Source organism: Haemophilus haemolyticus, from assembly GCF_003493685.1.
Classification (GTDB): domain Bacteria; phylum Pseudomonadota; class Gammaproteobacteria; order Enterobacterales; family Pasteurellaceae; genus Haemophilus; species Haemophilus haemolyticus_O.
This window is the reverse complement of sequence record NZ_QQJW01000019.1, coordinates 1-23,739: the sequence shown is the minus strand read 5'-3', so window position 1 is coordinate 23,739 and position 23,739 is coordinate 1. Positions and strand designations below refer to the sequence as shown.

The 23,739-nt window shown below is 37.7% G+C and carries 20 protein-coding genes and 2 pseudogenes; 9 read left to right on the top strand and 13 right to left on the bottom strand.

All coding sequences use genetic code 11. The annotated features are described in order from the left end of the window. Nucleotides 1–357 precede the first annotated feature (357 nt). The 5 genes from murI to gmk form a co-directional block, all read right to left on the bottom strand. Nucleotides 358–1,167, bottom strand: coding sequence for a glutamate racemase (murI, locus tag DV434_RS10390; protein ID WP_118786096.1), 810 nt, complete (start codon nt 1,165–1,167; stop codon nt 358–360). 29 nt (nt 1,168–1,196) lie between these two features. Next, the gene (gene recG, locus DV434_RS10385; RefSeq protein WP_118811598.1) at nt 1,197–3,278 is read right to left on the bottom strand and encodes an ATP-dependent DNA helicase RecG; all 2,082 of its coding nucleotides are present in this window, start codon (nt 3,276–3,278) and stop codon (nt 1,197–1,199) included. Continuing rightward, nucleotides 3,275–5,389, bottom strand: coding sequence for a bifunctional GTP diphosphokinase/guanosine-3',5'-bis pyrophosphate 3'-pyrophosphohydrolase (gene spoT, locus DV434_RS10380; protein WP_118786098.1), 2,115 nt, complete (start codon nt 5,387–5,389; stop codon nt 3,275–3,277). Before spoT ends, recG begins: the two co-directional genes overlap by 4 nt. Nucleotides 5,390–5,461: 72 nt before the next feature. Next, complete coding sequence (gene rpoZ / locus DV434_RS10375) at nt 5,462–5,728, bottom strand: DNA-directed RNA polymerase subunit omega (protein ID WP_005625717.1); 267 nt, start codon at nt 5,726–5,728, stop codon at nt 5,462–5,464. A gap of 62 nt (nt 5,729–5,790) precedes the next feature. Continuing rightward, nucleotides 5,791–6,417 carry a guanylate kinase gene (gene gmk, locus DV434_RS10370; protein WP_005634932.1) on the bottom strand — a complete coding sequence of 209 codons (627 nt, stop codon included), beginning with the start codon at nt 6,415–6,417 and terminating at the stop codon, nt 5,791–5,793. A gap of 250 nt (nt 6,418–6,667) precedes the next feature. On the opposite strand from gmk, the gene gap reads away from it, so the two are divergent. Continuing rightward, the gene (gap, locus tag DV434_RS10365) at nt 6,668–7,687 is read left to right on the top strand and encodes a type I glyceraldehyde-3-phosphate dehydrogenase (protein ID WP_005646416.1); all 1,020 of its coding nucleotides are present in this window, start codon (nt 6,668–6,670) and stop codon (nt 7,685–7,687) included. Between the two features lie 193 nt (nt 7,688–7,880). Next, nucleotides 7,881–9,689 carry an AMP-dependent synthetase/ligase gene (locus DV434_RS10360; RefSeq protein WP_192881528.1) on the top strand — a complete coding sequence of 603 codons (1,809 nt, stop codon included), beginning with the start codon at nt 7,881–7,883 and terminating at the stop codon, nt 9,687–9,689. A gap of 37 nt (nt 9,690–9,726) precedes the next feature. Here the strand turns inward: DV434_RS10360 and DV434_RS10355 are convergent, their stop codons facing one another. From DV434_RS10355 to DV434_RS10345, 3 genes are read right to left on the bottom strand one after another with little or no spacing between them, the layout of a single operon-like run. After that, a complete protein-coding gene (locus DV434_RS10355; RefSeq protein ID WP_192881529.1) occupies nt 9,727–10,512 on the bottom strand; it encodes a Cof-type HAD-IIB family hydrolase in 786 nt (261 codons plus the stop codon). 18 nt (nt 10,513–10,530) lie between these two features. Continuing rightward, nucleotides 10,531–10,995, bottom strand: coding sequence for an rRNA maturation RNase YbeY (gene ybeY / locus DV434_RS10350; protein WP_118786101.1), 465 nt, complete (start codon nt 10,993–10,995; stop codon nt 10,531–10,533). A gap of 1 nt (nt 10,996) precedes the next feature. Continuing rightward, nucleotides 10,997–12,079, bottom strand: coding sequence for a PhoH family protein (locus tag DV434_RS10345; protein WP_118786102.1), 1,083 nt, complete (start codon nt 12,077–12,079; stop codon nt 10,997–10,999). Nucleotides 12,080–12,213: 134 nt separating this feature from the next. Between DV434_RS10345 and DV434_RS10340 the strand changes: the two genes are divergently transcribed. The 4 genes from DV434_RS10340 to fbpC all read left to right on the top strand — a co-directional run bounded on the left by DV434_RS10340 (nt 12,214) and on the right by fbpC (nt 17,571). Continuing rightward, nucleotides 12,214–13,758: a class I SAM-dependent methyltransferase gene (locus DV434_RS10340; RefSeq protein WP_118786103.1), complete on the top strand. Its 1,545-nt coding sequence runs from the start codon at nt 12,214–12,216 to the stop codon at nt 13,756–13,758. Nucleotides 13,759–13,924: 166 nt separating this feature from the next. After that, nucleotides 13,925–14,923, top strand: a complete 999-nt coding sequence (locus DV434_RS10335) for an iron ABC transporter substrate-binding protein (protein ID WP_005643670.1) — start codon at nt 13,925–13,927, stop codon at nt 14,921–14,923. 70 nt (nt 14,924–14,993) lie between these two features. Beyond that, the gene (locus DV434_RS10330) at nt 14,994–16,514 is read left to right on the top strand and encodes an ABC transporter permease (RefSeq protein WP_118786104.1); all 1,521 of its coding nucleotides are present in this window, start codon (nt 14,994–14,996) and stop codon (nt 16,512–16,514) included. Then, nucleotides 16,501–17,571 carry a Fe(3+) ABC transporter ATP-binding protein FbpC gene (fbpC, locus tag DV434_RS10325; protein ID WP_192882527.1) on the top strand — a complete coding sequence of 357 codons (1,071 nt, stop codon included), beginning with the start codon at nt 16,501–16,503 and terminating at the stop codon, nt 17,569–17,571. Before DV434_RS10330 ends, fbpC begins: the two co-directional genes overlap by 14 nt. Nucleotides 17,572–17,606: 35 nt before the next feature. Here fbpC and DV434_RS10320 read toward each other — a convergent pair whose 3' ends face one another. Genes DV434_RS10320 through DV434_RS10310 form a run of 3 tightly spaced genes read right to left on the bottom strand, consistent with a single transcriptional unit; the run spans nt 17,607 to nt 19,794 of the window. Further along, nucleotides 17,607–18,287 (bottom strand): M15 family metallopeptidase, encoded by a 681-nt coding sequence (locus DV434_RS10320; protein ID WP_118786126.1) that lies wholly within the window; start codon nt 18,285–18,287, stop codon nt 17,607–17,609. 1 nt (nt 18,288) lies between these two features. Next, nucleotides 18,289–19,422 (bottom strand): succinyl-diaminopimelate desuccinylase, encoded by a 1,134-nt coding sequence (gene dapE, locus DV434_RS10315; RefSeq protein ID WP_118786125.1) that lies wholly within the window; start codon nt 19,420–19,422, stop codon nt 18,289–18,291. Between the two features lie 27 nt (nt 19,423–19,449). Further along, nucleotides 19,450–19,794, bottom strand: a complete 345-nt coding sequence (locus DV434_RS10310) for an ArsC family reductase (protein ID WP_118786124.1) — start codon at nt 19,792–19,794, stop codon at nt 19,450–19,452. Nucleotides 19,795–19,928: 134 nt separating this feature from the next. Between DV434_RS10310 and DV434_RS10875 the strand changes: the two genes are divergently transcribed. Together DV434_RS10875 and DV434_RS10305 are read left to right on the top strand one after the other, a co-directional pair. Then, entirely contained in the window at nt 19,929–20,096 is a 168-nt protein-coding gene (locus DV434_RS10875) for a hypothetical protein (RefSeq protein ID WP_005630471.1), read from the top strand. A gap of 8 nt (nt 20,097–20,104) precedes the next feature. Further along, nucleotides 20,105–20,461, top strand: coding sequence for a hypothetical protein (locus DV434_RS10305; RefSeq protein ID WP_005630469.1), 357 nt, complete (start codon nt 20,105–20,107; stop codon nt 20,459–20,461). 31 nt (nt 20,462–20,492) lie between these two features. Here the strand turns inward: DV434_RS10305 and htpG are convergent, their stop codons facing one another. Continuing rightward, complete coding sequence (htpG, locus tag DV434_RS10300; protein WP_192882526.1) at nt 20,493–22,373, bottom strand: molecular chaperone HtpG; 1,881 nt, start codon at nt 22,371–22,373, stop codon at nt 20,493–20,495. A gap of 146 nt (nt 22,374–22,519) precedes the next feature. Next, nucleotides 22,520–23,566 (bottom strand): annotated as a pseudogene (locus DV434_RS10295) (ABC transporter substrate-binding protein). A 98-nt stretch (nt 23,567–23,664) separates the two neighbouring features. Between DV434_RS10295 and DV434_RS10290 the strand changes: the two are divergent. Beyond that, nucleotides 23,665–23,739 (top strand): annotated as a pseudogene (locus DV434_RS10290) (IS1595 family transposase); the annotation flags it as partial.

Sequence of the window (23,739 nt, the reverse complement as noted above, 5' to 3'; positions counted from 1 at the left end):
GCCATGATCAAACTCTTCAATTCAAGTTCAATCGCTCAATAAACTGCTTAGCTATAAATAAAACACTACTTAAAAAAGTAATGATGAATTTTCAGTTAAGCACCTATTAAGACTTCAAAATTAAAAATATTTTTAAAACAAGTCAATCAACAAGTGCCCACACAGATTGTCTGATACATTGTTAAAGAGCAAAAAACAACGACGCACTTGTAAACTTAAAAATTTCACAACAGTGCGTCGTTGTGTGCGGTGCATTATAGGGATTTTCAAAACCCTTGCAAGTACTTTTTGTAAAAATATTTAAAAAAATGATCTTTTGGATAAAGTTAATACAAAAAGGTCTATTTGACATCAATTTTAGTCTATTTTTATTACATCCAAAGATTCAAATCCCCATAGATGTAAAGCTTTTTTAAATTGAGATTCTTCTGGAAAATGTTCAGTACAAAACATTTGATTATGTTTTTCACCTTTAGCATGTACACTTTTACCATCGAGCAAATATTTTATCCGCTTAGCAATCGCCGCTCCAGGATCCATAAAATATTTAATTTGTGGCAAGCACAACTGAATTTCATCTTTGATGAGTGGAAAGTGAGTACAACCTAAAACTAATGTATCCAAATCTGCCATGTCTGCCCACGGAGATAACTCATCTTTTAAACTAATTAGATCAACGGAATGACCACGAATTTTTTGCTCCGCAATTTCTACTAATTTTGTTGTTCCTAATCTCTCAACAACACAATCTTGCGCAAATTTATCAATTAAATCATCGACATAATGACGTTTTACCGTACCCTTTGTAGCTAATAAACCAATATGTTTTGTCTTTGTCATTTCTGATGCAGGTTTAATAGCGGGTACAGTCCCAATGATAGGAATATCAAAAGCAGCTCGCAAAGGCGGAAGCACAACTGTACTCGCTGTATTGCAAGCTATCACAATTGCATCTAATGGATAACGTTGATTAATAAGTTGGCAAACCGCTAAAGTGCGGTGAATAATACTTTCCTCTTCTCGTTCTGAATAAGGAAAACCGGCATTATCAAAACAATAGAGATAGTGCCAATTTGGTAATAATTTTTTAGCTTCACGATATACGCTAAACCCACCCACTCCAGAATCAAAAAAGAGTATAGTTGGGCATTTTTCTTTTTTATCCATTTAAAACTCTTTGAAAATTGACCGCACTTTTAAGCGTTCGAGTAGATTTCTTTATTATTGAGCCAGCGACGGATTAAGCTCTCTGCCACATCAGGGTATTTTTGAATCAATAATTTGGCATAATGTTGCACCGTTGGTATCATTTTTCTATCTCGCATTAAATTTGCTACTCGCAATTCAGCGATGCCCGTTTGTTTTGTTCCCAGCACTTCACCTGGTCCACGAATTTCTAAGTCTTTTTCCGAAATAACAAACCCATCTTGACTATCTCGTAGCACTTGCAAGCGTTTTTGTGAAACTTTACCGAGCGGAGGTTTATACATTAGTACACAAAAAGAAGCCGTGTTGCCTCGACCAACACGCCCTCGTAACTGATGAAGTTGCGATAAACCTAAACGCTCTGCATTTTCAATAATCATCAAACTCGCATTCGGCACATCAACACCCACTTCGATGACTGTCGTTGCCACCAATAAATCCAATTCTGCATTTTTAAAACGCATCATGACATCTTGTTTTTCTTGTGGTTTCATCCGCCCGTGCACTAACCCAATATTTAACATAGGTAATGCCTTTGTTAGATCTTCCCAAATCGCTTCAGCTGCTTGAGCTTCTAAAACCTCTGATTCATCAATTAATGTACACACCCAATAGGCTTGGCGTTTTTCATTAACACAAGCGTTTTTTACACGCATCACAATTTCAGCGCGACGTTCTTCAGAAACCACTACGGTTGTTATCGGCGTACGGCCTGGAGGCAATTCATCAATAATTGATGTATCCAAATCTGCATATACGGTCATTGCCAACGTTCTTGGTATCGGCGTGGCCGTCATAATTAACTGATGGGGATAAAACCCTGCTTTTTCGCCTTTCTCACGCAACATTAATCGTTGATGCACACCAAAACGGTGTTGTTCATCAATAATCACCAATGCTAGATCGGAAAACTCGACTTCTTCTTGGAATAAAGCGTGCGTCCCCACCACCATTTGCACCGCACCAGTTTTGATTTTTTCAAGCTCTGCTTGTCTTGATTTTCCTTTTACTTTACCGGCTAACCAACCAACTTCAATGCCGAAAGGCTCAAACCAACGTCGGAAATTATTCGCGTGCTGTTCTGCAAGAATTTCTGTTGGTGCCATTAAGGCGACTTGTTTGCCGTTATCAATTGCCGTTAAAGCAGCCAATGCAGCAACCAATGTTTTTCCTGAGCCGACATCCCCTTGCACTAAGCGCATCATCGGATAATCTTTGATAAGATCTTGTTCAATATCCGACACTACTCGCTTTTGCGCATTAGTTGGTTGAAATGGCAAGGTGGCTAAAAATCGCTGTTTCAAATCTGTTTGATAATGTAGCGGTAAGGCAGAAAATTGCTGCGTTCCTAACCGCACTTTTTGCATAGCAAGATTATGCGCCAATAATTCTTCAAAAATTAATCGTTGTTGTGCAGGATGCTTACCTTGCTCTAACATTTCTAATGAAATGTCTGGCAGCGGACGATGCAATAATCTCAATGCTTCTTTTAAGCTATATTGATGTGGATTAAATTCATTAGGCAAAATTTCTGCAATCTGAACTTTGTCGAGTAATACCAAAGCCTGATCCGTTAATTTTCGTAATGAATTTTGTTTTAGCCCTTCCGTCGTGGAATAAATCGGCGTTAGGGTTTCTTCCAATACAATAGGCGCATTATCTCGCACAATTTGATATTCTGGATGATGAATTTCTGGCATGTGACGCCCACGTTTTACCTCTCCAAAGGCCTTTACTCGCACACCTGCTTGAAAACTATTACGCATCCCCGCATTAAAATTGAAAAAACGTAACATAATTTTTGATGTGCCATCTGACAAACTAACCGATAAAATCGGGCGACGGCCAAAAGTCACTTCACAGGTTTGTACAATTCCTTCAATGGTAAAATATTGTTCGGGGCGGAGATTAGCGATTGGCGTAATTCGCGTACGATCTTCATAGCGAATAGGTAAATGAAAGAGTAAATCTTGCAGGTTATGAATGCCAATTTTAGCTAGTTTATTAGAAATGGCAGCCCCCACACCAGAGAGGCAGGTCAAAGGTACGGCATCAAGAAGTTCAAGGCTCATAGCTCGTTAATATTACGTTTGACATTAACAACGCCAGTAATGCCTTTAATACGATGAACAATATTGGCAAGGTGTTTGATATCTTTTACACAAACCTGCAAAATCACAAGCAATAAATTGTTCTCTAATTCTTCCGTCCAAATATTTTGAAGACTGCTTTCGCTCGCAGAAATTGCGGTCATTAAACTCAACAAGGCATTCTGCTCATTCAATATTTCTATTTGTAATTCTGCCTCAAAATTCACCGCACTTTGAACATTATCCCATTTAGCCAACGATTGGCGACAAGCATTTTTCAAACTTGCACAATGTTGATGATGCACCACAACGGTGTTTTCTTCGGTACGACATCCCACAATAGGATCGCCTGGGATTGGATGGCAACATTGAGCAAACTGTGTTTTACCCACTTGCATTGGTGCAATAGTGAGTATTTTTGATTCAAATTCAAAATTCTGAGTATTAGCAGATTCTAACGGCACGCCCACAAATTGATGCGCAATTGCTGTGGCAGACTGATTGCCTAAACCAATTTCTCGTAATAATTCATCTAAAGAAGAAAGCGCTAAAGCATCTAATACCGTGCTAATTTGTTGAATAGAAAAATCACCTAAATTGTGAGGCTGTAAGGCTGCATTAAGCTCAACTTCCCCTAATTTCACCGCATCCTCTTCACAACGCTGTTTGAGATAATGGCGAATCCGTGTTTTCGCACGAGCCGTTACCACGAAATTTAACCATGCAGCTTCTGGATGAGCATTTGGCTCGGTGATGATATTGACCGTTTGACCAGACTCAAGGGCTTGAGAAAGCGGATAAGGTTTATGCTCAACGGTTACGCCAACACAAGTATTCCCCACATCTGAATGCACAGCATAAGCGAAATCTACTGCCGTTGCGCCCATTGGCAATTCAACAATTCGACCTTTTGGCGTAAAAACATAAATTTCTTTCGGGAAAAACTCTGATTTTACATTCTCAATAAACTCAAACGAGTTCCCTACACTTTGTTGAATTTCGACCAAACTTTGCAGCCAACGTTGCGCGCGAATTTGTGCGGTTGTACTGTCATTTTTACCATTTTCTTTATAAACCCAATGCGCAGTAATGCCCATTTCGGCGACTTGTTCCATATCCTCAGTATGGATATGAACTTCTACGGGAACACCTTTCGGCCCAATCATTGAAGTTTGCAAAGATTGATAGCCATTTGCTTTAGGTACCGCGATATAATCCTTTACTCGACCAGGGCGTGGCTTATAAAGGTTATGCATTTGGCCTAAAACGCGATAACAATCATCAACATTTTTTACAATCACACGGAACGCATAAATATCCATAATAGAGTGGAATTCTTGATCCTTTATGCGCATTTTTTGATAGATCTTGTAAAGATGTTTTTCACGTCCCCACACTCGGGCAAAAATGCCTGCGTTTTCTAACCGCACTTTAATCTCTTGTGAAATACGTTCGATTAAATCTTGTCGATTACTCCGCGCCACATCAATGAGTTTTTTCAATACCTCATAACGGTGAGGATGCATTGCTTGAAAAGATAAGTCTTCTAATTCATTTTTGATATGCTCAATACCTAAACGATGAGCAAGCGGACAATAGATTTCAAGCGTTTCTTTCGCAATACGGCGGCGTTTATCTGGTCTTAACGAACCAAGCGTGCGCATATTATGCGTGCGGTCAGCAAGCTTAATTAACACAACACGAATATCACGCGTCATCGCTAAAATCATTTTGCGAAAATTCTCGACTTGTGCTTCTTGGCGAGTACGAAATTTCAACTTATCGAGTTTTGATACACCGTCCACAATTTCAGCCACACTGGCACCGAACTCTTCTTTCAGTTGTTCTTCCGTATAAGGTGTATCTTCAATAACATCGTGCAAAAGCGCAGCCATTACCGCTTCATGATCTAAGTGTAGTTGAGCAATAATGGAGGCTACCGCCACAGGATGGGTAATGTAAGGTTCGCCGCTGGAGCGAAATTGTCCTTCGTGCGCATCTCTTGCAATCACAAACGCACGTTTGATGAGTTCAATTTTATCTGCGGGCAAATACCCTTGAATAATTCGATCTAAATCCGCAAACAGTTCCAAAGGAGACCTACTTATCGTTGAAAGATAAAGTGCGGTTAAAATATCGTGATTTTTTACCGCACTTTTAAAAGATTATTCTGTAATTAATGCAACAGCTGCTTCTTCCGTTTCTTGCACTTTCGCCATTTCTTGGAATTCTTGTGCATCCATAATATCTTGATTAATCAAACCTTTTTCGATTTCACGTAATGCGATTACTGTTGGTTTGTCATTATCTTCTGGCACTAACGGCGCACTTTGGTTAAGTTGTAATTGTCTTGCACGACGCGCAGCCGTTAAAATTAAATCAAAACGGTTACCAATTTTTTCTACTGCATCTTGCACAGTAACACGAGCCATAATTTACTCCGATTTGTCAAAAATTACTCTATTGAAGGGGAGTTATAATACTCAATTTCGCCCTATTTTGCTAGTAGCTGTTGAATTAACATTGCATTTTGTTTTTGTTGATAATCTTTAGTTAAGCGTTCCGATTGCAAAATACTTTGTAAATCTTTTAGTGCTTTCTCAAAATCATCATTCACAATGACATAATCATATTCGTCATAATGCGAAATTTCACTTATCGCTTTTGACATTCGTTCAGCGATAACCTCTTCACTATCTTGCCCACGACCAATTAAACGACGCTCTAATTCAGGCAATGAAGGCGGTAAAATAAAAATGCTTTTTACTGAAGGCACTTTTTTACGGATTTGTTGGGCGCCCTGCCAATCAATATCTAAAAATACATCAATGCCTTTTGCTAAATTTTCTTCAATCGCAGGTAAAGAGGTTCCATAATAATTTCCACCAAAAACTTTGGCATATTCTAAAAATAAATCTTGCTCAATGAGCGATTCAAACTCTTCTTTTGATACAAAATAATAGTGTACGCCTTCAACTTCACCAGGGCGTGGGGCTCGGGTCGTATGGGACACAGACACCATTTTTTGAGTTGAACTATCTGATGCCAATAACGCTGAAATTAATGAAGATTTTCCCGCACCACTTGGTGCAGATAAAATATAAAGATTACCTTGAGACATAGAATATTTAACCTTCTCTAACAATTTCAGTCTATTATGCAGATTTCTCTATAAAAAATCATCAAAAGTGCGGTGATTTTTTACGGTACTTTTTCATTCTAATGATGATTTGATATAGATCACAAAAAAGTAGTAGGGTTTATAGTTTTATAAAAATGCTCGTGCTATACTTTGTGCGCTGTCTTACTGAGTGAGCAGTATTACTCAAAGCAAACAGATTTGTTTAACTTAAATAAAAGGTGAAAATCTTATGGCAATTAAAATTGGTATCAATGGTTTCGGCCGTATCGGCCGTATCGTATTCCGTGCAGCACAACACCGTGATGACATCGAAGTTGTAGGTATTAACGACTTAATCGACGTTGAATACATGGCTTATATGTTGAAATATGATTCAACTCACGGTCGTTTCGACGGCACTGTTGAAGTGAAAGATGGTAACTTAGTAGTTAATGGTAAAACTATCCGTGTAACTGCAGAACGTGATCCCGCAAACTTAAACTGGGGTGCAATCGGTGTTGATATCGCTGTTGAAGCAACTGGTTTATTCTTAACTGATGAAACTGCTCGTAAACACATCACTGCAGGCGCGAAAAAAGTTGTATTAACTGGTCCATCTAAAGATGCAACCCCTATGTTCGTTCGTGGTGTAAACTTCAACGCATACGCAGGTCAAGATATCGTTTCTAACGCATCTTGTACAACAAACTGTTTAGCTCCTTTAGCACGTGTTGTTCATGAAACTTTCGGTATCAAAGATGGTTTAATGACCACTGTTCACGCAACAACTGCAACTCAAAAAACTGTGGATGGTCCATCAGCTAAAGACTGGCGCGGCGGCCGCGGTGCATCACAAAACATCATTCCATCTTCAACAGGTGCAGCGAAAGCAGTAGGTAAAGTATTACCTGCATTAAACGGTAAATTAACAGGTATGGCTTTCCGTGTTCCAACTCCAAACGTATCTGTTGTTGACTTAACTGTTAACCTTGAAAAACCAGCTTCTTATGATGCAATCAAACAAGCAATCAAAGACGCAGCTGAAGGTAAAACGTTCAATGGCGAATTAAAAGGCGTATTAGGTTACACTGAAGATGCAGTTGTTTCTACTGACTTCAACGGCTGTGCTTTAACTTCTGTATTTGATGCAGACGCTGGTATCGCATTAACTGATTCTTTCGTTAAATTAGTATCTTGGTACGATAACGAAACTGGTTACTCAAACAAAGTATTAGACTTAGTAGCTCATATCTACAACTACAAAGGTTAATTAAAACTTTGAAAAAATTAACCGCTCTTCGGAGCGGTTTTTTATTATCTAGAATTTAGTTTACGATCTAAAAATGAACAAGGGATCACTAAAAATAATTTAAAACAATCAATATTCTTCTAGCTTTTATTCTTATTTAAGATTATATTAGCGCACAACTGTTCGCTCAATAAAATCAAAAAATAGGGTTAATATGAATCTCGATCTCCATTTTGTTCATCGTATTCAACAACAATCTAAAACTCGTGCAAATATGACCGTACTTCGCTATAAAGAACACGGCTTGTGGCGAAACATCTCTTGGAAAAATTTTCAAGAGCAACTCAATCAACTTTCTCGTGCATTGCTTGCTCACAATATTGACGTACAAGATAAAATCGCCATTTTTGCCCATAATATGGATCGTTGGACAATCGCTGACATTGCGACCTTACAAATTCGAGCAATCACAGTACCGATTTACGCAACCAATACAGCCCAGCAAGCAGAATTTATCCTAAATCACGCCGATGTAAAAATTCTATTCGTCGGCGATCAAGAGCAATACGATCAAGCATTGGAAATTGCTCATCATTGTCCACAATTACAAAAAATCGTGACAATGAAATCTACAATTCAATTACAACAAGATACTCTTTCTTGCACTTGGGACAGTTTTATTGAAACAGGTTCAAACGCCCAACAAGATAAACTAACCCAACGCTTAAACCAAAAACAGTTATCGGATTTATTTACGATTATTTATACCTCAGGCACTACTGGAGAGCCTAAAGGTGTCATGTTAGATTACGCCAATCTCGCTCACCAATTAGAAACACATGATCTTTCACTTAATGTGACAGATCAGGACATTTCACTTTCTTTTTTACCGTTCTCTCATATTTTTGAACGAGCCTGGGCGGCTTATATTCTTCATAGAGGTGCAATACTTTGCTATTTAGAAGACACCAATCAAGTGCGGTCAGCTTTAACGGAAATTCGCCCAACCTTAATGTGTGCCGTCCCACGTTTTTACGAAAAAATTTATGCAGCCGTGTTGGATAAAGTTCAAAAAGCCCCAAAACTTCGCCAAATAATGTTCCATTGGGCAATTTCCGTAGGACAAAAACATTTTGATTTACGTGCGAATAACAAAGCTATTCCATTCTTATTGAAAAAACAATTTGCTTTAGCAGATAAATTAGTGCTCTCAAAACTTCGCCAATTATTGGGGGGGCGTATAAAAATGATGCCTTGCGGAGGAGCTAAATTAGAACCTGCTATTGGGCTATTTTTCCATGCTATTGGTATCAACATCAAATTAGGCTATGGCATGACAGAAACAACTGCGACCGTGTCTTGCTGGCATGATTTCCAATTTAACCCAAATTCAATTGGCACACTCATGCCAAAAGCGGAAGTTAAAATTGGGGAAAATAATGAAATCCTTGTGCGTGGAGGAATGGTGATGAAAGGCTATTACAAAAAGCCTGAAGAAACGGCTCAAGCCTTCACTGAAGATGGTTTCTTAAAAACTGGCGATGCGGGAGAGTTTGACGAACAAGGGAATTTATTTATTACCGATCGTATTAAAGAATTAATGAAAACCTCAAACGGCAAATATATCGCGCCGCAATATATCGAAAGCAAAATCGGTAAAGATAAATTTATCGAACAAATTGCAATCATTGCCGATGCGAAAAAATATGTGTCTGCACTTATTGTGCCTTGCTTTGATAGTTTGGAAGAGTACGCTAAACAGCTCAATATTAAATATCATGATCGTTTAGAATTACTAAAAAATTCTGAAATTCTAAAAATGTTTGAGCAGCGTATTAATGCGGTACAAAAAGAATTGGCTCATTTCGAGCAAGTAAAAAAATTCACGTTACTTTCTCAAGCCTTTAGCATTAAATTGGGTGAAATTACGCCAACATTAAAATTGCGTAGAAAAGTGATTTTAGAACGTTATCGTAAGCAAATTGAAGAAATGTATAATTCAAAAGAATCAAAAAGTTCATAACTAAAAGGCTCTCGTTTGAGAGCCTTTTTCTTGCCGATTATTCAGGAAATTTTTCTTCCAAAATTAATGCTAACCCATCTTCATTATTGGTCGTGGTAACTACATTTGCAGCTTGTTTAATTTCATCAGGTGCATTTCCCATTGCCACCCCAAGCCCGACATGTTCTAGCATATCCAGATCATTAAAGTTATCACCAAACGCAATCACCTCATTGGTTTGTACGCCAAAATAATCTTCCAAAAAACGCACCGCACTTCCTTTGGTTGCACTCTTGTGCATCACCTCTAAAAAGTTAGCATGAGAACGACAAATACTCAGATGTGGAAATTTTTCCTTTAAAATAATTTCAATCTCAATGATTTCTTCTGCTTCCCCAATAATTTGAATTTTATGTGGCGAACGAGCCGCTACTTCATCAAAAGGGTGAATTTCAATTTTGGTGACGCTGCGTTCATAAATCACCCATTTATTTTCTACATCGCGAGCATGGCAGTCATTATTTGTATAATAATTCACACCAAGCAAAGGGTGATCCGCCAAAACGGTATTAATATCTAAAATATCTTTTGGATCAATTTGTACGCTATAAATTGGTTCAAGATGTTGATTCAAAATAAGCGCGCCACTAAATGCAACAAGCACATCATTCGTTTCAAGCTGTTTCCAATAAGGCAAAATACCTAAAGGAGAACGCGCCGAAATTGGTACAAAAGGAATACCATTTGCCGTTAAACGCTTAATTGCTGCAACAGTTCGAGGGGAAATGGTATGTTGAGAGGTTAATAAGGTGCCATCAAAATCACTAAATACCGCTTTATACATCATTACTCCGAATAAAGATTATTTCTCTGCTAGATAAGGATCGTCAAAGCCTAATCCTTGCATAATTTGGGTTTCTAAACTTTCCATTTCTTCCGCTTCATCGTCTTCAATATGATCGTAACCGAGTAAATGTAAGCTACCATGCACGACCATATGCGCCCAATGCGCCATTAATGGTTTCTCTTGTTCTGCGGCTTCTCGCTCCACAACTTGACGACAAATAACGAGATCCCCTAACAAGGGCAACTCCACCTCATCGGGACATTCAAATGGAAATGAAAGCACGTTAGTCGGGCGATCCTTGCCACGATAAGTTAAATTTAATTCATGGCTTTCGGCTTCATCCACAATACGAACAGTCATTTCAACCTCATCCCCTTCCGGTTGAACAGCAGCTGTTGCCCACTGCACAATCTGTTCTTCTGTTGGCAAACCCTCTATATTTTCTGTGGCAATTTGCAGATCAACAAATATATTTCCCATTTTACTCTCCTAAATTCTTTTCAATTTCTAACCGCTCTTTTTCACGTTCGGCTTTACGAAGCTCCGCTAATTCTTTGCGACGAATTTCATCTTGTACTTCCCATTCTTCGTATGCTTGCACCACTTTAGCCACCACTGGATGACGCACAATATCTTTGCTATCAAAATAGTTAAAACTTAATTCAGGTACTTTTTCCAACACTTCAATCGCATGACGCAAACCAGATTTTGTGCTACGAGGTAAGTCAATTTGCGTAATATCGCCCGTAATCACGGCTTTAGAATTAAAACCAATACGGGTTAAAAACATTTTCATTTGCTCAACTGTCGTATTTTGGCTTTCATCTAAAATAATAAAGCTATCATTGAGTGTACGCCCACGCATATAAGCCAAAGGAGCAATTTCAATAACATTACGTTCCATTAATTTTTGCACACGCTCAAAACCTAGCATTTCAAACAACGCATCATAAAGCGGACGTAAATAAGGTTCAATTTTCTGACCTAAATCCCCAGGTAAAAAACCTAGCTTTTCGCCGGCTTCCACCGCAGGGCGAGTAAGTAAAACGCGACGAATTTCTTGACGCTCTAAAGCCTCAACTGCAGCAGCAACCGCTAAGAATGTTTTCCCCGTTCCTGCTGGGCCAATACCAAAACTAATATCGTGAGTTAAAATATTATGCAAATATTGAACTTGATTTTCGCCTCGAGGTTTAATCACACCTCGTTTAGTTTTAATCGTTGTACTGAAAACATTATTTTCAGCACGGTTCGGTTCAACTTGAGATAGCATACGGCTTTCTTGCAAAGCCATATGCACATCTTCCAAATCTAACTCTTTCACTTTACCTTTTACGGGCGCAGTTTCTACATACAAATCTTGGATTAATTTCACCGCACTTTTTATCAATTTTGCATGATGAGGTTTTGGCTCCTCTTCCACTGTATCAATATTAAAAGTGAAATTATGACGAGCAATGACAAGATTAAATTCTTTTTCGATAAGTTTTAGATGATCATCAAATGCACCGCATAAAGATTGTAAACGTGCGTTATCTTGAGGTTCGAGAGTAAATGAAAGCATGAGGATACTAAGCTGGTGAAAATTGCGGTTATTCTAGCGTAATTACCACTTCATGGGAAATAATCATCACTTTGTTTTTGTCCCTATTCCCTCTATAATATGTGCCCTCAATTATGTGACAAACTGGATATATTATGACCGAGCAAAATAACCCTTACGACGAACTTAGATACTACTCAAAACCCTTTTCTTACACGAGCATTGCGCTTTTGGAAGGAAATGCAACATTATGGGGATTAACACCACCAGCACTCAAAGGCGCTAAAGTATTAGAATTAGGTTCTTCTTTTGGTGGGAACTTAATTTCTCAAGCGGTTTATTATCCAGATACAGAATTTGTAGGTATTGATTTATCAGAAATCCAAATTACCCAAGGTAATGAAATTATTAAATCAATGGGATTAACAAATGTTCGTTTAGAAGCAAAAAATATTCTCGATATTACGCCTGAATTTGGCCTGTTTGACTACATTATTGTACATGGTATTTATTCTTGGGTACCAAATAATGTTAAAGATAAAATTCTTGAAGTTTGCCGAGAAAATTTAACGCCAAACGGTATTGCTTATATTTCTTACAATACCTATCCGGGTTGGAAAAACCGAGAAGTTGCACGAGATATTATGCTCTATGCTAATAAATACACACAAAATTTACCGCTCTCTGAACAAACTCGTCGTGGCAAAGCCGTTGTTCAATTATTCTCCGATGCAATTAAATCTATTGAATCAGAAAAAGAACGAAATAAATTTAGAATTTCAAATTTTGATACTATTCAAAATCAAGATGACCATTATATTGCACATGAATATCTTGAATATCACAATGACCCTCTCTATTTAAATCAATTTGTGGATAGCGTCAATCAACATCAATTAGCTTATATTGGTGATACAAGTTTCCAACTTTCATATATTTCTTGGATGCCACAACACTTAAGAAATATGATTAATCAATTATCCGAGACAGATTATGTCGCCCGTGAGCAATGTCTAGATTATCTTTACGATGTAGCATTTAGAAGAAGTTTATTATGTCATGCTAATTTACAAGATAAAATTAACCGTACTGAGAATATAAATATAAGTTTATTAGATAAATTAACCTTTATTAATCAAAGTAAAGAAAATAATCTGAGCAATATATTCAATAATCAAGATATTATAAGATTACTTGAACACTTTATTTATCAAGTGGGTAGTTTTACTATTAAATCATTAACTGATTATGTATCGAATAATAAAGAGTTTAAAAATATCACTAAAAATGAAATTTACTCTTCTGTATTACTATCTATAGTTCTAGGCTATATCAATGTTTTCCACACACCATATCAAATATATGCATTTGAAGATAACAAAACTTATGTACCAAAACGGTTTACTCAATATATACAAGCTTTGTTAGAGGGTGCAAATGAATATATTGGTGCGGGCAATATGTATAATGGAAGTATTGAAGATTTGAATAAACTTCATCTTCACATAATGTCCCAAATGGAAAAACCAACAACCAAAAAAGCACTTAACGCTTCACTTAAAGAATATTTAATTCAGAATGAATACAGAGATATGAACAATAATAAACTTATTGATGAAGAATATGATTGTTCAGGATTGTGTAATTCTCTTTGTGAAACTTTAGCTAACTTAGGTTACATCCAACCAGTCGCACTATAAGCAAAATTCAAAGCAATCAATATATTGAAGGAGAGCTAACCACTCTCCTTTTGTTTTGCCACAAATAAAAATTGAGAATTATTTGCATTTGAATGAATTTAGAAATAGAATAAAGGTTATTCAGACTTAATTAAAACATTCATTCTCATAAAACAAGGAGTTTTCAATGACATTCAAATCTTTCAAAATTGCGACACTTGCTGCTGCACTTACATTCTCAGCAAGTAGCTTTGCCGACATTACCGTTTACAACGGCCAACATAAAGAAGCTGCAAAAGCCGTAGCAGATGCATTTACGCAAGAAACCGGCATCAAAGTCACTTTAAATAGTGCTAAAAGCGAACAGTTAGCTGGTCAACTTAAAGAAGAAGGCGATAAAAGCCCAGCCGATGTATTCTATTCAGAACAAACATCTCCATTTGCCGCACTTTCCGAAGCGGGTTTATTAGAACCACTTTCAGCCAATACGATCAAACAAACCTCTCACCAAGGTGTACCAGTGGCGCCTAAAAAAGATTGGATCGCATTAAGTGGTCGTTCTCGTGTTGTGGTTTATGATCACACTAAATTATCTGAAAAAGATATGGAAAAATCAGTGCTTGATTACGCGACACCAAAATGGAAAGATAAAATCGGTTATGTACCAACCTCTGGTGCATTCTTAGAACAAGTTGTAGCTATTGTTAAACTAAAAGGCGAGAAAGTTGCGCTTAATTGGTTAAAAGGCTTAAAAGAAAATGGTAAACTTTACGCGAAAAACAGTGTTGCATTACAAGCTGTTGAAAATGGCGAAGTACCTGCAGCCTTAATTAATAACTACTACTGGTATGCATTAGCAAAAGAAAAAGGTGCAGAAAACTTAAAAACTCGCTTGTACTTTATTCGTCATAAAGACCCTGGTGCGTTAGTCACTTACTCAGGCGCTGCAATCTTAAAATCATCTAAAAATAAAGAAGAAGCGAAAAAATTCGTAGACTTCTTAGCAAGCAAAAAAGGTCAAGAAGCCTTAGTTGCTGTACGTGCAGAATATCCATTACGTACAGATGTGACTTCTCCATTTAATATGGAACCTTATGCTAAATTGCAAGCACCAGTAGTTTCAGCAACTACTGCTCAAGACAAAGAACAAGCAAATAAATTAATTGAAGAAGCTGGTTTAAAATAAGCCCGCTAACGTCGCAACTGTATTTTCACTAAAAGTGGAGATACAGTTGCCACATATAAAGGACTATCTTTTGACCCGAACGCCCCCATTTTGGCTCACCATCATTATTTTACTTATTGGTTTACCGCTCTTATTACCATTTCTATATATTCTTTTCCGTGCCATTGAAGTCGGATTAGAGCGTAGCCTTGAGCTTCTTATTCGCCCGAGAATGGCGGAATTACTGAGCAACACAATGCTTCTCATGGTCTGCGTAACTATTGGATCCATTTTTCTCGGTACGCTTTGTGCATTTTTACTTGAACGCTATCGTTTTTTCGGCAAATCATTTTTTGAAGTGGCGATGAGTTTGCCACTTTGTATTCCAGCCTTTGTGAGCTGTTTTACTTGGATTAGCCTCACCTTTCGAGTAGAAGGTTTTTGGGGAACGATTGGCATCATGACATTAAGCTCTTTCCCACTCGCTTACTTGCCTATTTCAGCCACACTTAAACGACTAGATCGCTCTCTTGAAGAAGTAAGCCTTTCATTAGGAAAAAGCCAAACTTACACCTTTTGGCACGCTATTTTCCCGCAATTAAAACCAGCAATCGGTAGTAGTTTATTGCTAATAGCATTACATATGCTGGTAGATTTCGGTGCGGTTTCAATTTTGAATTACCAAACATTCACCACAGCGATTTTCCAAGAATATGAAATGTCTTTTAATAACAGCACCGCAGCACTACTTTCAGCTGTATTAATGGCAATTTGTAGCATTATTGTGCTGGGAGAAACATTTTTCCGCGGTAAACAAACGCTTTACAACAGTGGCAAAGGTGTTACTCGTCCTTATCCGGTAAAAACACTTTCCTTTGGCAAACAATGTTTAACCTTCGGATTTTTCTCTAGCATATTCATCTTAAGTATTGGCGTGCCTGTGATTATGTTAATTTACTGGCTTATTGTGGGAACTTCACTCGAAAGTGCGGGTGATTTTTCAGAATTTTTATCGGCATTCAGCAATTCATTTATCATTTCAGGACTAGGCGCATTGCTTACCGTAGTTTGTGCTTTGCCATTGGTTTGGGCAGCTGTACGCTATCGTAGCAAATTAACCGTTTGGATTGATCGATTACCTTACCTATTACACGCTGTACCCGGCTTAGTTATCGCATTATCGCTGATCTACTTTACAATCAACTATGCCAACAGCTTATATCAAACCTTTTTAGTTATCGTCGTGGCTTACTTTATGCTCTATTTACCAATGGCACAAACCACACTTAGAGCCTCGCTTGAGCAACTATCTGATAATATTGAGAAAGTCGGACAAAGCCTAGGACGAAGCCCATTCTATATTTTCCGAACTTTAACATTACCAGCAATGCTACCAGGCATTGCGGCGGCATTCTCTCTAGTATTTTTGAATTTAATGAAAGAGCTTACTGCAACGCTTTTGCTCACGCCAAACGACATCAAAACCCTTTCGATTGCCGTTTGGGAATATACCAGTGATGCGCAATACGCTGCGGCAACGCCTTATGCCTTAATGCTCGTTCTCTTTTCAGGGATTCCTGTGTTTTTATTGAAAAAATATGCATTTAAATAAAATGATAAATAATCCGTTATTAACTGTTAAAAATCTCAATAAATTTTTTAATGAACAGCAAGTTCTTCACGATATTTCCTTTACCTTGCAACGAGGTGAAATCCTCTTTTTGCTTGGTGCTTCTGGTTGTGGAAAAACAACCTTATTGCGCGCAATTGCTGGATTTGAACAACCCAATACTGGCAAAATTTGGCTAAAAGAGCGGTTAATTTTTGGCGAGAATGCGAATGTGCCAACGCAACAGCGTCATCTTGGTTATGTGGTGCAAGAAGGTGTGCTTTTCCCTCACTTAAATGTCTATCGCAACATTGCTTACGGGTTAGGGAATGGCAAAGGGAAAACGGATGAAGAGAAAATGCGGATTGAGCAGGCAATGCAACTCACTGGAATTAGTGAACTGGCAGAACGTTTTCCTCACCAACTCTCAGGCGGACAACAACAACGTGTGGCGCTAGCTCGAGCACTAGCACCAAATCCCGAACTGATTTTATTAGACGAACCTTTTAGTGCCTTAGATGAACATCTTCGCCAGCAAATTCGTCATGATATGCTAAAAGCACTGCGTCAAAGTGGTGCATCAGCGATTTTCGTCACCCATGATCGTGATGAAGCATTACGTTATGCAGATAAAATCGCGGTTATCCAACAAGGAAAAATTTTACAAATCGACACACCTCGTACACTTTATTGGTCGCCTAATCATATTGAAACCGCAAGTTTTATTGGTGACAACATCGTGCTATCGGCGAATCTGATTGATGAAAACACAGTTCAATGCCAATTAGGTAATATTCCTGTAAAAAATAAATCAACCTCGCTGAAACAAGGTAAGATTTTACTTCGCCCAGAACAATTCAGCTTGTTTAAAACATCGGAAAATCCAACCGCACTTTTCAAAGGGCAAGTAAAACAAATCGAATTTAAAGGGAAAATTACCACTATTCAAATTGAAATTAATGGCTACACAATATGGATTGAGAACATCATTTCCCCTGATTTATCTATTGGCGATCTGCTTCCAATTTATTTGCATGGAAAAGGGCTTTTTTACGCCTAAAAATAAAGCCTTATCTTCACGATAAGGCTTTATTTTTAAACAATATATTCAGAAAAAATTTGTTCGAGATTTGATATCAAACAGTCTGCGCCTAAAATATTTTCCCCTTTCCATGCCTGTTGCAAAATCTCTGGAGAAAATTGCTGACTCGCTTGTTCAGCTAAAGGCAAATAACTGATATGCCAAGGCTCCCGCCCCACTTTCTTATTGGACTGCATATTTATAAAAGGCAAAGTAAAATCAAAGTGCGGTAAATTTTCGGTAAGAAATTCACTCAATTCAAAGAAATAGCCGCCTTTTTCATATTCCCAAGGCTCCAGTTGTAAAGATTGACCTTGTGGCAAAAGATCAGGATCGAAAATATCCACTTCCGTTCCCCAATGATGACGACTAGCCCCTGGCAATGCAGACCAACGTAAAATCGCCTGACATTTTTGCCAGTCATCTAATTGGCTCAACTCTAATGCTTTTCCTTCGTCATCATGGACTTTTCTCTCGCCTTTAAATTTGCTGTTCCAAATAAGCTGTTGGCGTTCAAAATCACGAAAACTGCTCGCTGGCTGTAAATTAAAGCCATTTTTTGCCGCACTTTGTTGCAAAGCTTGAAATGCTTGCACAGCTTGCATTTGCAAAAAATGATTTGATGAATGAGTTGCGGGTAAATTGACTAAATGCTCACGAGACTTTCCTGTAAGCATTTCTGGCGTTAATTTCATTTTAGCTATCCAATAAATTCACTAACATTTTGTGATAAATCTCACCGCACTTGCCAAGATCTTCTACACTGACGCATTCATTTACTTTATGAATTGTTGCGTTAAGTGGACCAAATTCCACTACTTCTGCTCCCATCAATGCAATAAAACGACCGTCTGACGTGCCACCACCTGTTTCAGCCTTTGGCGTTATGCCTGTGATTTCCTCAATAGCGGAGGTTATCGAATCTAATAATTTACCTGGTTTTGTTAAAAACGGTTTACCTGATAAATTCCATTCAATACGATATTTCAAATTGTGTTTTTCTAGCATTTCAGCCACTTTTTGCTTGATGATTTCATCTGTGACTTCTGTGCAATAACGCAAATTGAACTGAATATATAACTCAGCAGGAATTACATTATTACTTCCCGTACCTGCGTGAATATTAGCAATTTGTAAGCTTGTGGGAGGGAAAAACTCATTACCTTCATCCCATTGGTAAGTCGTTAATTCTTGCAAAAATGGCGCGGCTTTATGGATTGGATTTTCAGCTAAATGCGGATATGCCACGTGCCCTTGAATCCCTTGAATATACAGATTGCCCGTAATGGAACCGCGGCGACCATTTTTGACAACATCGCCTAAGTTTTTAGCACTCGATGGCTCGCCAACCATACAATAAGTAATTTTTTCATCACGTGCCATTAAAGTCTCAACCACACGCACGGTGCCGTCTTTTGCGGCTGCCTCTTCGTCAGACGTAATCAATAATGCAATGGTACCTTTATGATTAGGATTTGCTTTTACATATTCTTCTGCCGCAACAATCATTGCAGCAAGGGAGCCTTTCATATCCGCCGCACCACGGCCATAAAGCATGCCATCAATAATCTCAGCAGAAAACGGAGAATACGACCACTGATTTTCATCACCAGTAGGCACAACATCCGTATGACCTGCAAAAGCAATGACTGGCTCACCCGTTCCGTGTTTTGCCCACAAATTCAACGTATCATTAAAAGGCATCCATTCAATTTGAAAACCTAACTTTTCTAAACGTTCGGCAATAATTTGCTGACAGCCTTCGTCATTTGGGCTAATAGACGGGCGACGAATTAAATCTTGTGCCAACGAAACCACTTTTTCTTTCATAAAAACTCCTAAGAAAATAACCGCACTTTAAGCAAAACCAGCCTGATATTCCTTTTCATTAAATCCAATTAATGCCTTCCCATCTTGTAAAATAATGGGGCGTTTAATTAAAGTTGGATTCTCAGCCAACACGGAAAGTGCGGTGGTTTTATCAAGGGAATTTTTAACTTGCTCATCCAAATTACGCCAAGTTGTACTGCGTTTATTCACCAACATATCCCAGCTAAATTGAGCTTCTGCTTGGGCTAAAAAATTCGAATCTAAACCATCAACACGGTAGTCGTGAAGTTTGTGTTCAATATTGTGATCCGCCAGCCATTTCAACGCTTTCTTCACTGTATCGCAATTTTTAATGCCGTAAACTGTAATCATATATTTCTCTCTTTTCTCACCATTTAATTACAACATTATACCTGAAAAACGACCAATAATTCGATGAAAAAACAGATGAAAAAAGTCACTTAGTCAGGCATAATATTGTCAATATTCACAGTAAGGAGTCTCAAATGGCACTCACTTTTGAACAAATTTCTGATTTACTCAAAACACAAAAAAAAGACAAGGAAGAATACGCTTTTAGTTTGGAAGAACGACAATTAGCTGCAAAAGCAAGTTCGGAAGCTTGGCAAGCTATTTTAAATCATAAAATTGAGCCATTCGATTTTAAAAAATAGAGTTGATTATGCTGCCAACATACGATGTTTATATTGCTGAAACATCAGGGGGTTGTCTTGAAAAAGATCTTCTAAAACGATTTATCGTGACTTATCTAACTCAAGATGATCTTGATAAACTAAAAATGATTTTAACGAATATCCCGCAACTTAGACCTTTCTGGGGAAAAACAGGCTATAAATACATTACAATCAATAATATCTATTTTTTATATGAAGTTGCCGAAGACGAAAGAAAAGTCATTATTTTAGGTGCTAAATTTAATAATAAACGAAAAACATTTAATTTTGCGAATACACTCAAGCAACAAAAAACAATGAAAAAATGGATTGAGGATTATCCTAAATACTATCCCAATAAATAAGCCCGATTAAATCGGGCTTATTTATTTTTAGTTAGCCTAATAATTTATTTATGCGCTTAATAAACACAGCTGGATTTTCCAAAGATCCGCGCTCTGCTAACATAGCTTGTTCGAGCAACAATTCCACCCAATCAGCAAATTCTGTTTCATCTGCAATATCAGCCACTTTTTTCACTAAGTGGTGTTCTGGATTCAGTTCAAAAGTGTATTTTACTTCTGGTACAGGTTGCCCTGCGGCTGCAAACAATTTCGCCATTTGGGTCGTCATTTGATCATTATCCGTAGAAACCACCGCTGGTGTATCCGTTAAATTGTGAGTTAAACGCACCGTTTTCACACGTTCACCAAGCAAGTTTTTCACACGCTCAATAAAACTACCAAAGGCTTCATCTTGTTGTTTTTGCGTTTCAGATTCTTTATCGGCTAAATCACCTAAATCCAAATCTGCTTTCGTGATACTTTGTAATTGTTTACCATCGAATTCAGTTAAATAACTTAACATCCATTCATCAATGCGATCGGAAAGCAATAAAACCTCAATGCCTTTTTTATTGAATAATTCCAAATGCGGGCTATTTTTCGCTGCAACATAACTGTCTGCTGTAATGTAATAGATAGCTTTTTGCCCTTCTTTCATACGCGAGATGTAATCTTCTAAAGACACAGTTTGCTCGCTGCTATCATTATGTGTCGAAGCAAAACGCAATAACTTCGCGACAGTTTCTTTGTTAGCAAAATCTTCTGCGGGGCCTTCTTTCAAGACTAAACCAAACTCTTTCCAGAATTGAAGATATTTTTCTACATCATCTTTTGCTAATTTTTCTAGCATTTGTAATGAACGCTTAGTTAATGCTTTGCGTAATGCCGCAGTAATTTTGTTATCTTGCAAAATTTCACGAGATACATTTAATGGCAAGTCATTGCTATCGATTAAACCACGCATAAAACGTAAATAATTCGGCATAAATTGTTCCGCATCGTCCATAATGAATACACGTTGCACATAAAGTTTTAAACCGTGCTTGTGCTCACGATTGAATAGATCCCAAGGGGCTTTACTTGGCACATAAAGCAGGCTGGTATATTCCTGATTACCTTCCACTTTGTTATGTGCCCAAGTGACAGGCTCAGCAAAATCATGGCTTAAGTGTTTATAAAACTCTTTATATTCATCATCAGACACATCATTTTTAGAACGCGTCCAAAGCGCATCGGATTTATTAATTTTCTCCCATTTTTCACCGCACTCTTTGCCTTCATCATCGTATTCTTTCGTCAGCATTTCCACCGGCAAGCCAATATGGTCAGAATATTTACCGATAATTTCACGCAAACGCCATTCGTTTAAAAATTCTTTTTCATCTTCGCGTAAATGTAAAATCACATCTGTGCCACGGGATTTTTTCTCAATATCCGCCACAGAATATTCGCCTTCACCCGCAGATTCCCAAAGTACGGCTTTATCCGCCTCTTCGCCAGCTGCTCTAGTTTTTACAGCCACTTTATCTGCCACAATAAAAGCTGAATAAAAACCCACACCAAATTGCCCAATAAGTTGGCTATTTTTTGCTTGATCTTGGCCAAGTGCGGTTAAAAATTCTTTTGTTCCTGATTTTGCAATCGTACCCAAATGATCGATGACTTGCTCGCGAGTCATACCTATACCGTTGTCGCTAATTGTGATAGTGCCTTTATCCGTATCAAAGCCCACGCGCACACGCAAGTCGCCATCACCTTCATATAAAGCAGGGTTGGAAAGTGCTTTAAAGCGTAATTTATCTGCAGCATCAGAGGCATTAGAAATTAATTCACGTAAGAAAATTTCTTTGTTGGAATACAAAGAATGGATCATTAATTGGAGAAGTTGTTTGACTTCAGATTGGAAGCCGCGAGTTTCTTGATTTTGTGACATAATTTTTTCCTTCATAAAGATAAAAATTGAACGTCACAGATATAAGAATAAAAAGAAAGATTTCAAGGGGAATTTAAGAGGAAAAGTGCGGTAAAAAACACAAGGAATTTAAACCGCACTTTTTAGAATAACGTCAAATCGAAATACTATTCTTTTCTTTTTAGTACGTTTTCAAGCCAACGTTCGGTTAATTTTTTACCTTCTTGTTCGCTGCCAAATTTTATAAAATCAATATCTACCAATTTTAATTGACTCGCTGGCGTAAAACCTGGTGCGGGTTTAGCGTGGATATTGGTTGGCAGTTGGAATGAATCTGATTCTTTCCAAGGAATTTCTTGTGTTTCAGCACTTAACACAAAATCCATAAATAATTTTGCATTTTCTAGATTTCGTGCGCCTTTAATAATACTTGCGCCACCTAAAGAATAACCTACCCCCTCACAAGGAATAATTCCTTCAACTGGCGCACCATTTTTCTTTTCACGTGGGTAAACTAGCATAAAACCTAAATCAACACCTACAGTTCCGTTGGCTAAATAGTGGCTAGCAAGTCCCGTTTTAGTATGCTGCATTAGATTAGATTCTAATTTTTTCAAATAATCAAAGGCTTTTTCTTCTCCCCATAAGCTAATTAATGTACTGATAATTGAGTAGCCTGTGCCAGAAACGCGCGGATCAGGATATTGAATAAGCCCTTTATATTTAGGTTTTAATAAATCTGCATAACATTTTGGCGTTGAAAGATTAAGTTCTTTTAATTTTTTTGTATTTACGCCAATGCCTAATTCCATTAAATAAATAATAGATGTGAAATTACCTCGCTTATCCATTAAAGCATTAAATTGCGGCATAATTTCTTTTTGTAAAGGAGAGCGATAAGATTCATATCAGCCTAATTCTGCGGCTTGAAGATGTTGCTCAATTGTTCCGCCATACCAAAAATCAGCTTGAGGATTTTCTTTTTCTGTTTTGATTTTGCCTAATACAACCCCTGAACTATTACGTACAAATTGAGTTTCTACGTTGTATTTCTTTTCAAAAGCTTGGGTAACTTTTTCACAAACAACATTCTGTGTACTGCAATACACTGTCAATTTTCCAGCTGCTTGTGCTGTGCCTGAGATATTTAATCCTAATAATGCAGAAAGTGCGGTCAGTTTTAAGGTGTTTTTTAAATATGGGAAAGGTTTCATAAAGTGCCTCGTTTTAATGAATAAAAAAATAATGAATAAAAAAATTAGGGGCTGTACTAGATAACGACTAAAAATCCCATTTAGGTTAGAATAAACCAATGAGAAAAAGTCGCTTAAGTCAGCATAAACAAAATAAACTCATTGAACTGTTTGTCGCAGGTGTCACAGCAAGA

What these genes read in the sequence shown, in the direction of transcription:
- DV434_RS10320 (WP_118786126.1), bottom strand. Translation starts at nt 18,287, where the DNA reads ATGAAATTAACGCCAGAAATGCTTACAGGAAAGTCTCGTGAGCATTTA.
- htpG (WP_192882526.1), bottom strand. Translation starts at nt 22,373, where the DNA reads ATGTCACAAAATCAAGAAACTCGCGGCTTCCAATCTGAAGTCAAACAA.
- DV434_RS10305 (WP_005630469.1), top strand. Translation starts at nt 20,105, where the DNA reads ATGCTGCCAACATACGATGTTTATATTGCTGAAACATCAGGGGGTTGT.
- gap (WP_005646416.1), top strand. Translation starts at nt 6,668, where the DNA reads ATGGCAATTAAAATTGGTATCAATGGTTTCGGCCGTATCGGCCGTATC.
- DV434_RS10310 (WP_118786124.1), bottom strand. Translation starts at nt 19,794, where the DNA reads ATGATTACAGTTTACGGCATTAAAAATTGCGATACAGTGAAGAAAGCG.
- ybeY (WP_118786101.1), bottom strand. Translation starts at nt 10,995, where the DNA reads ATGGGAAATATATTTGTTGATCTGCAAATTGCCACAGAAAATATAGAG.
- DV434_RS10875 (WP_005630471.1), top strand. Translation starts at nt 19,929, where the DNA reads ATGGCACTCACTTTTGAACAAATTTCTGATTTACTCAAAACACAAAAA.
- fbpC (WP_192882527.1), top strand. Translation starts at nt 16,501, where the DNA reads ATGCATTTAAATAAAATGATAAATAATCCGTTATTAACTGTTAAAAAT.
- DV434_RS10340 (WP_118786103.1), top strand. Translation starts at nt 12,214, where the DNA reads ATGACCGAGCAAAATAACCCTTACGACGAACTTAGATACTACTCAAAA.
- recG (WP_118811598.1), bottom strand. Translation starts at nt 3,278, where the DNA reads ATGAGCCTTGAACTTCTTGATGCCGTACCTTTGACCTGCCTCTCTGGT.
- DV434_RS10355 (WP_192881529.1), bottom strand. Translation starts at nt 10,512, where the DNA reads ATGTATAAAGCGGTATTTAGTGATTTTGATGGCACCTTATTAACCTCT.
- DV434_RS10335 (WP_005643670.1), top strand. Translation starts at nt 13,925, where the DNA reads ATGACATTCAAATCTTTCAAAATTGCGACACTTGCTGCTGCACTTACA.
- murI (WP_118786096.1), bottom strand. Translation starts at nt 1,167, where the DNA reads ATGGATAAAAAAGAAAAATGCCCAACTATACTCTTTTTTGATTCTGGA.
- dapE (WP_118786125.1), bottom strand. Translation starts at nt 19,422, where the DNA reads ATGAAAGAAAAAGTGGTTTCGTTGGCACAAGATTTAATTCGTCGCCCG.
- gmk (WP_005634932.1), bottom strand. Translation starts at nt 6,417, where the DNA reads ATGTCTCAAGGTAATCTTTATATTTTATCTGCACCAAGTGGTGCGGGA.
- DV434_RS10345 (WP_118786102.1), bottom strand. Translation starts at nt 12,079, where the DNA reads ATGCTTTCATTTACTCTCGAACCTCAAGATAACGCACGTTTACAATCT.
- rpoZ (WP_005625717.1), bottom strand. Translation starts at nt 5,728, where the DNA reads ATGGCTCGTGTTACTGTGCAAGATGCAGTAGAAAAAATTGGTAACCGT.
- DV434_RS10360 (WP_192881528.1), top strand. Translation starts at nt 7,881, where the DNA reads ATGAATCTCGATCTCCATTTTGTTCATCGTATTCAACAACAATCTAAA.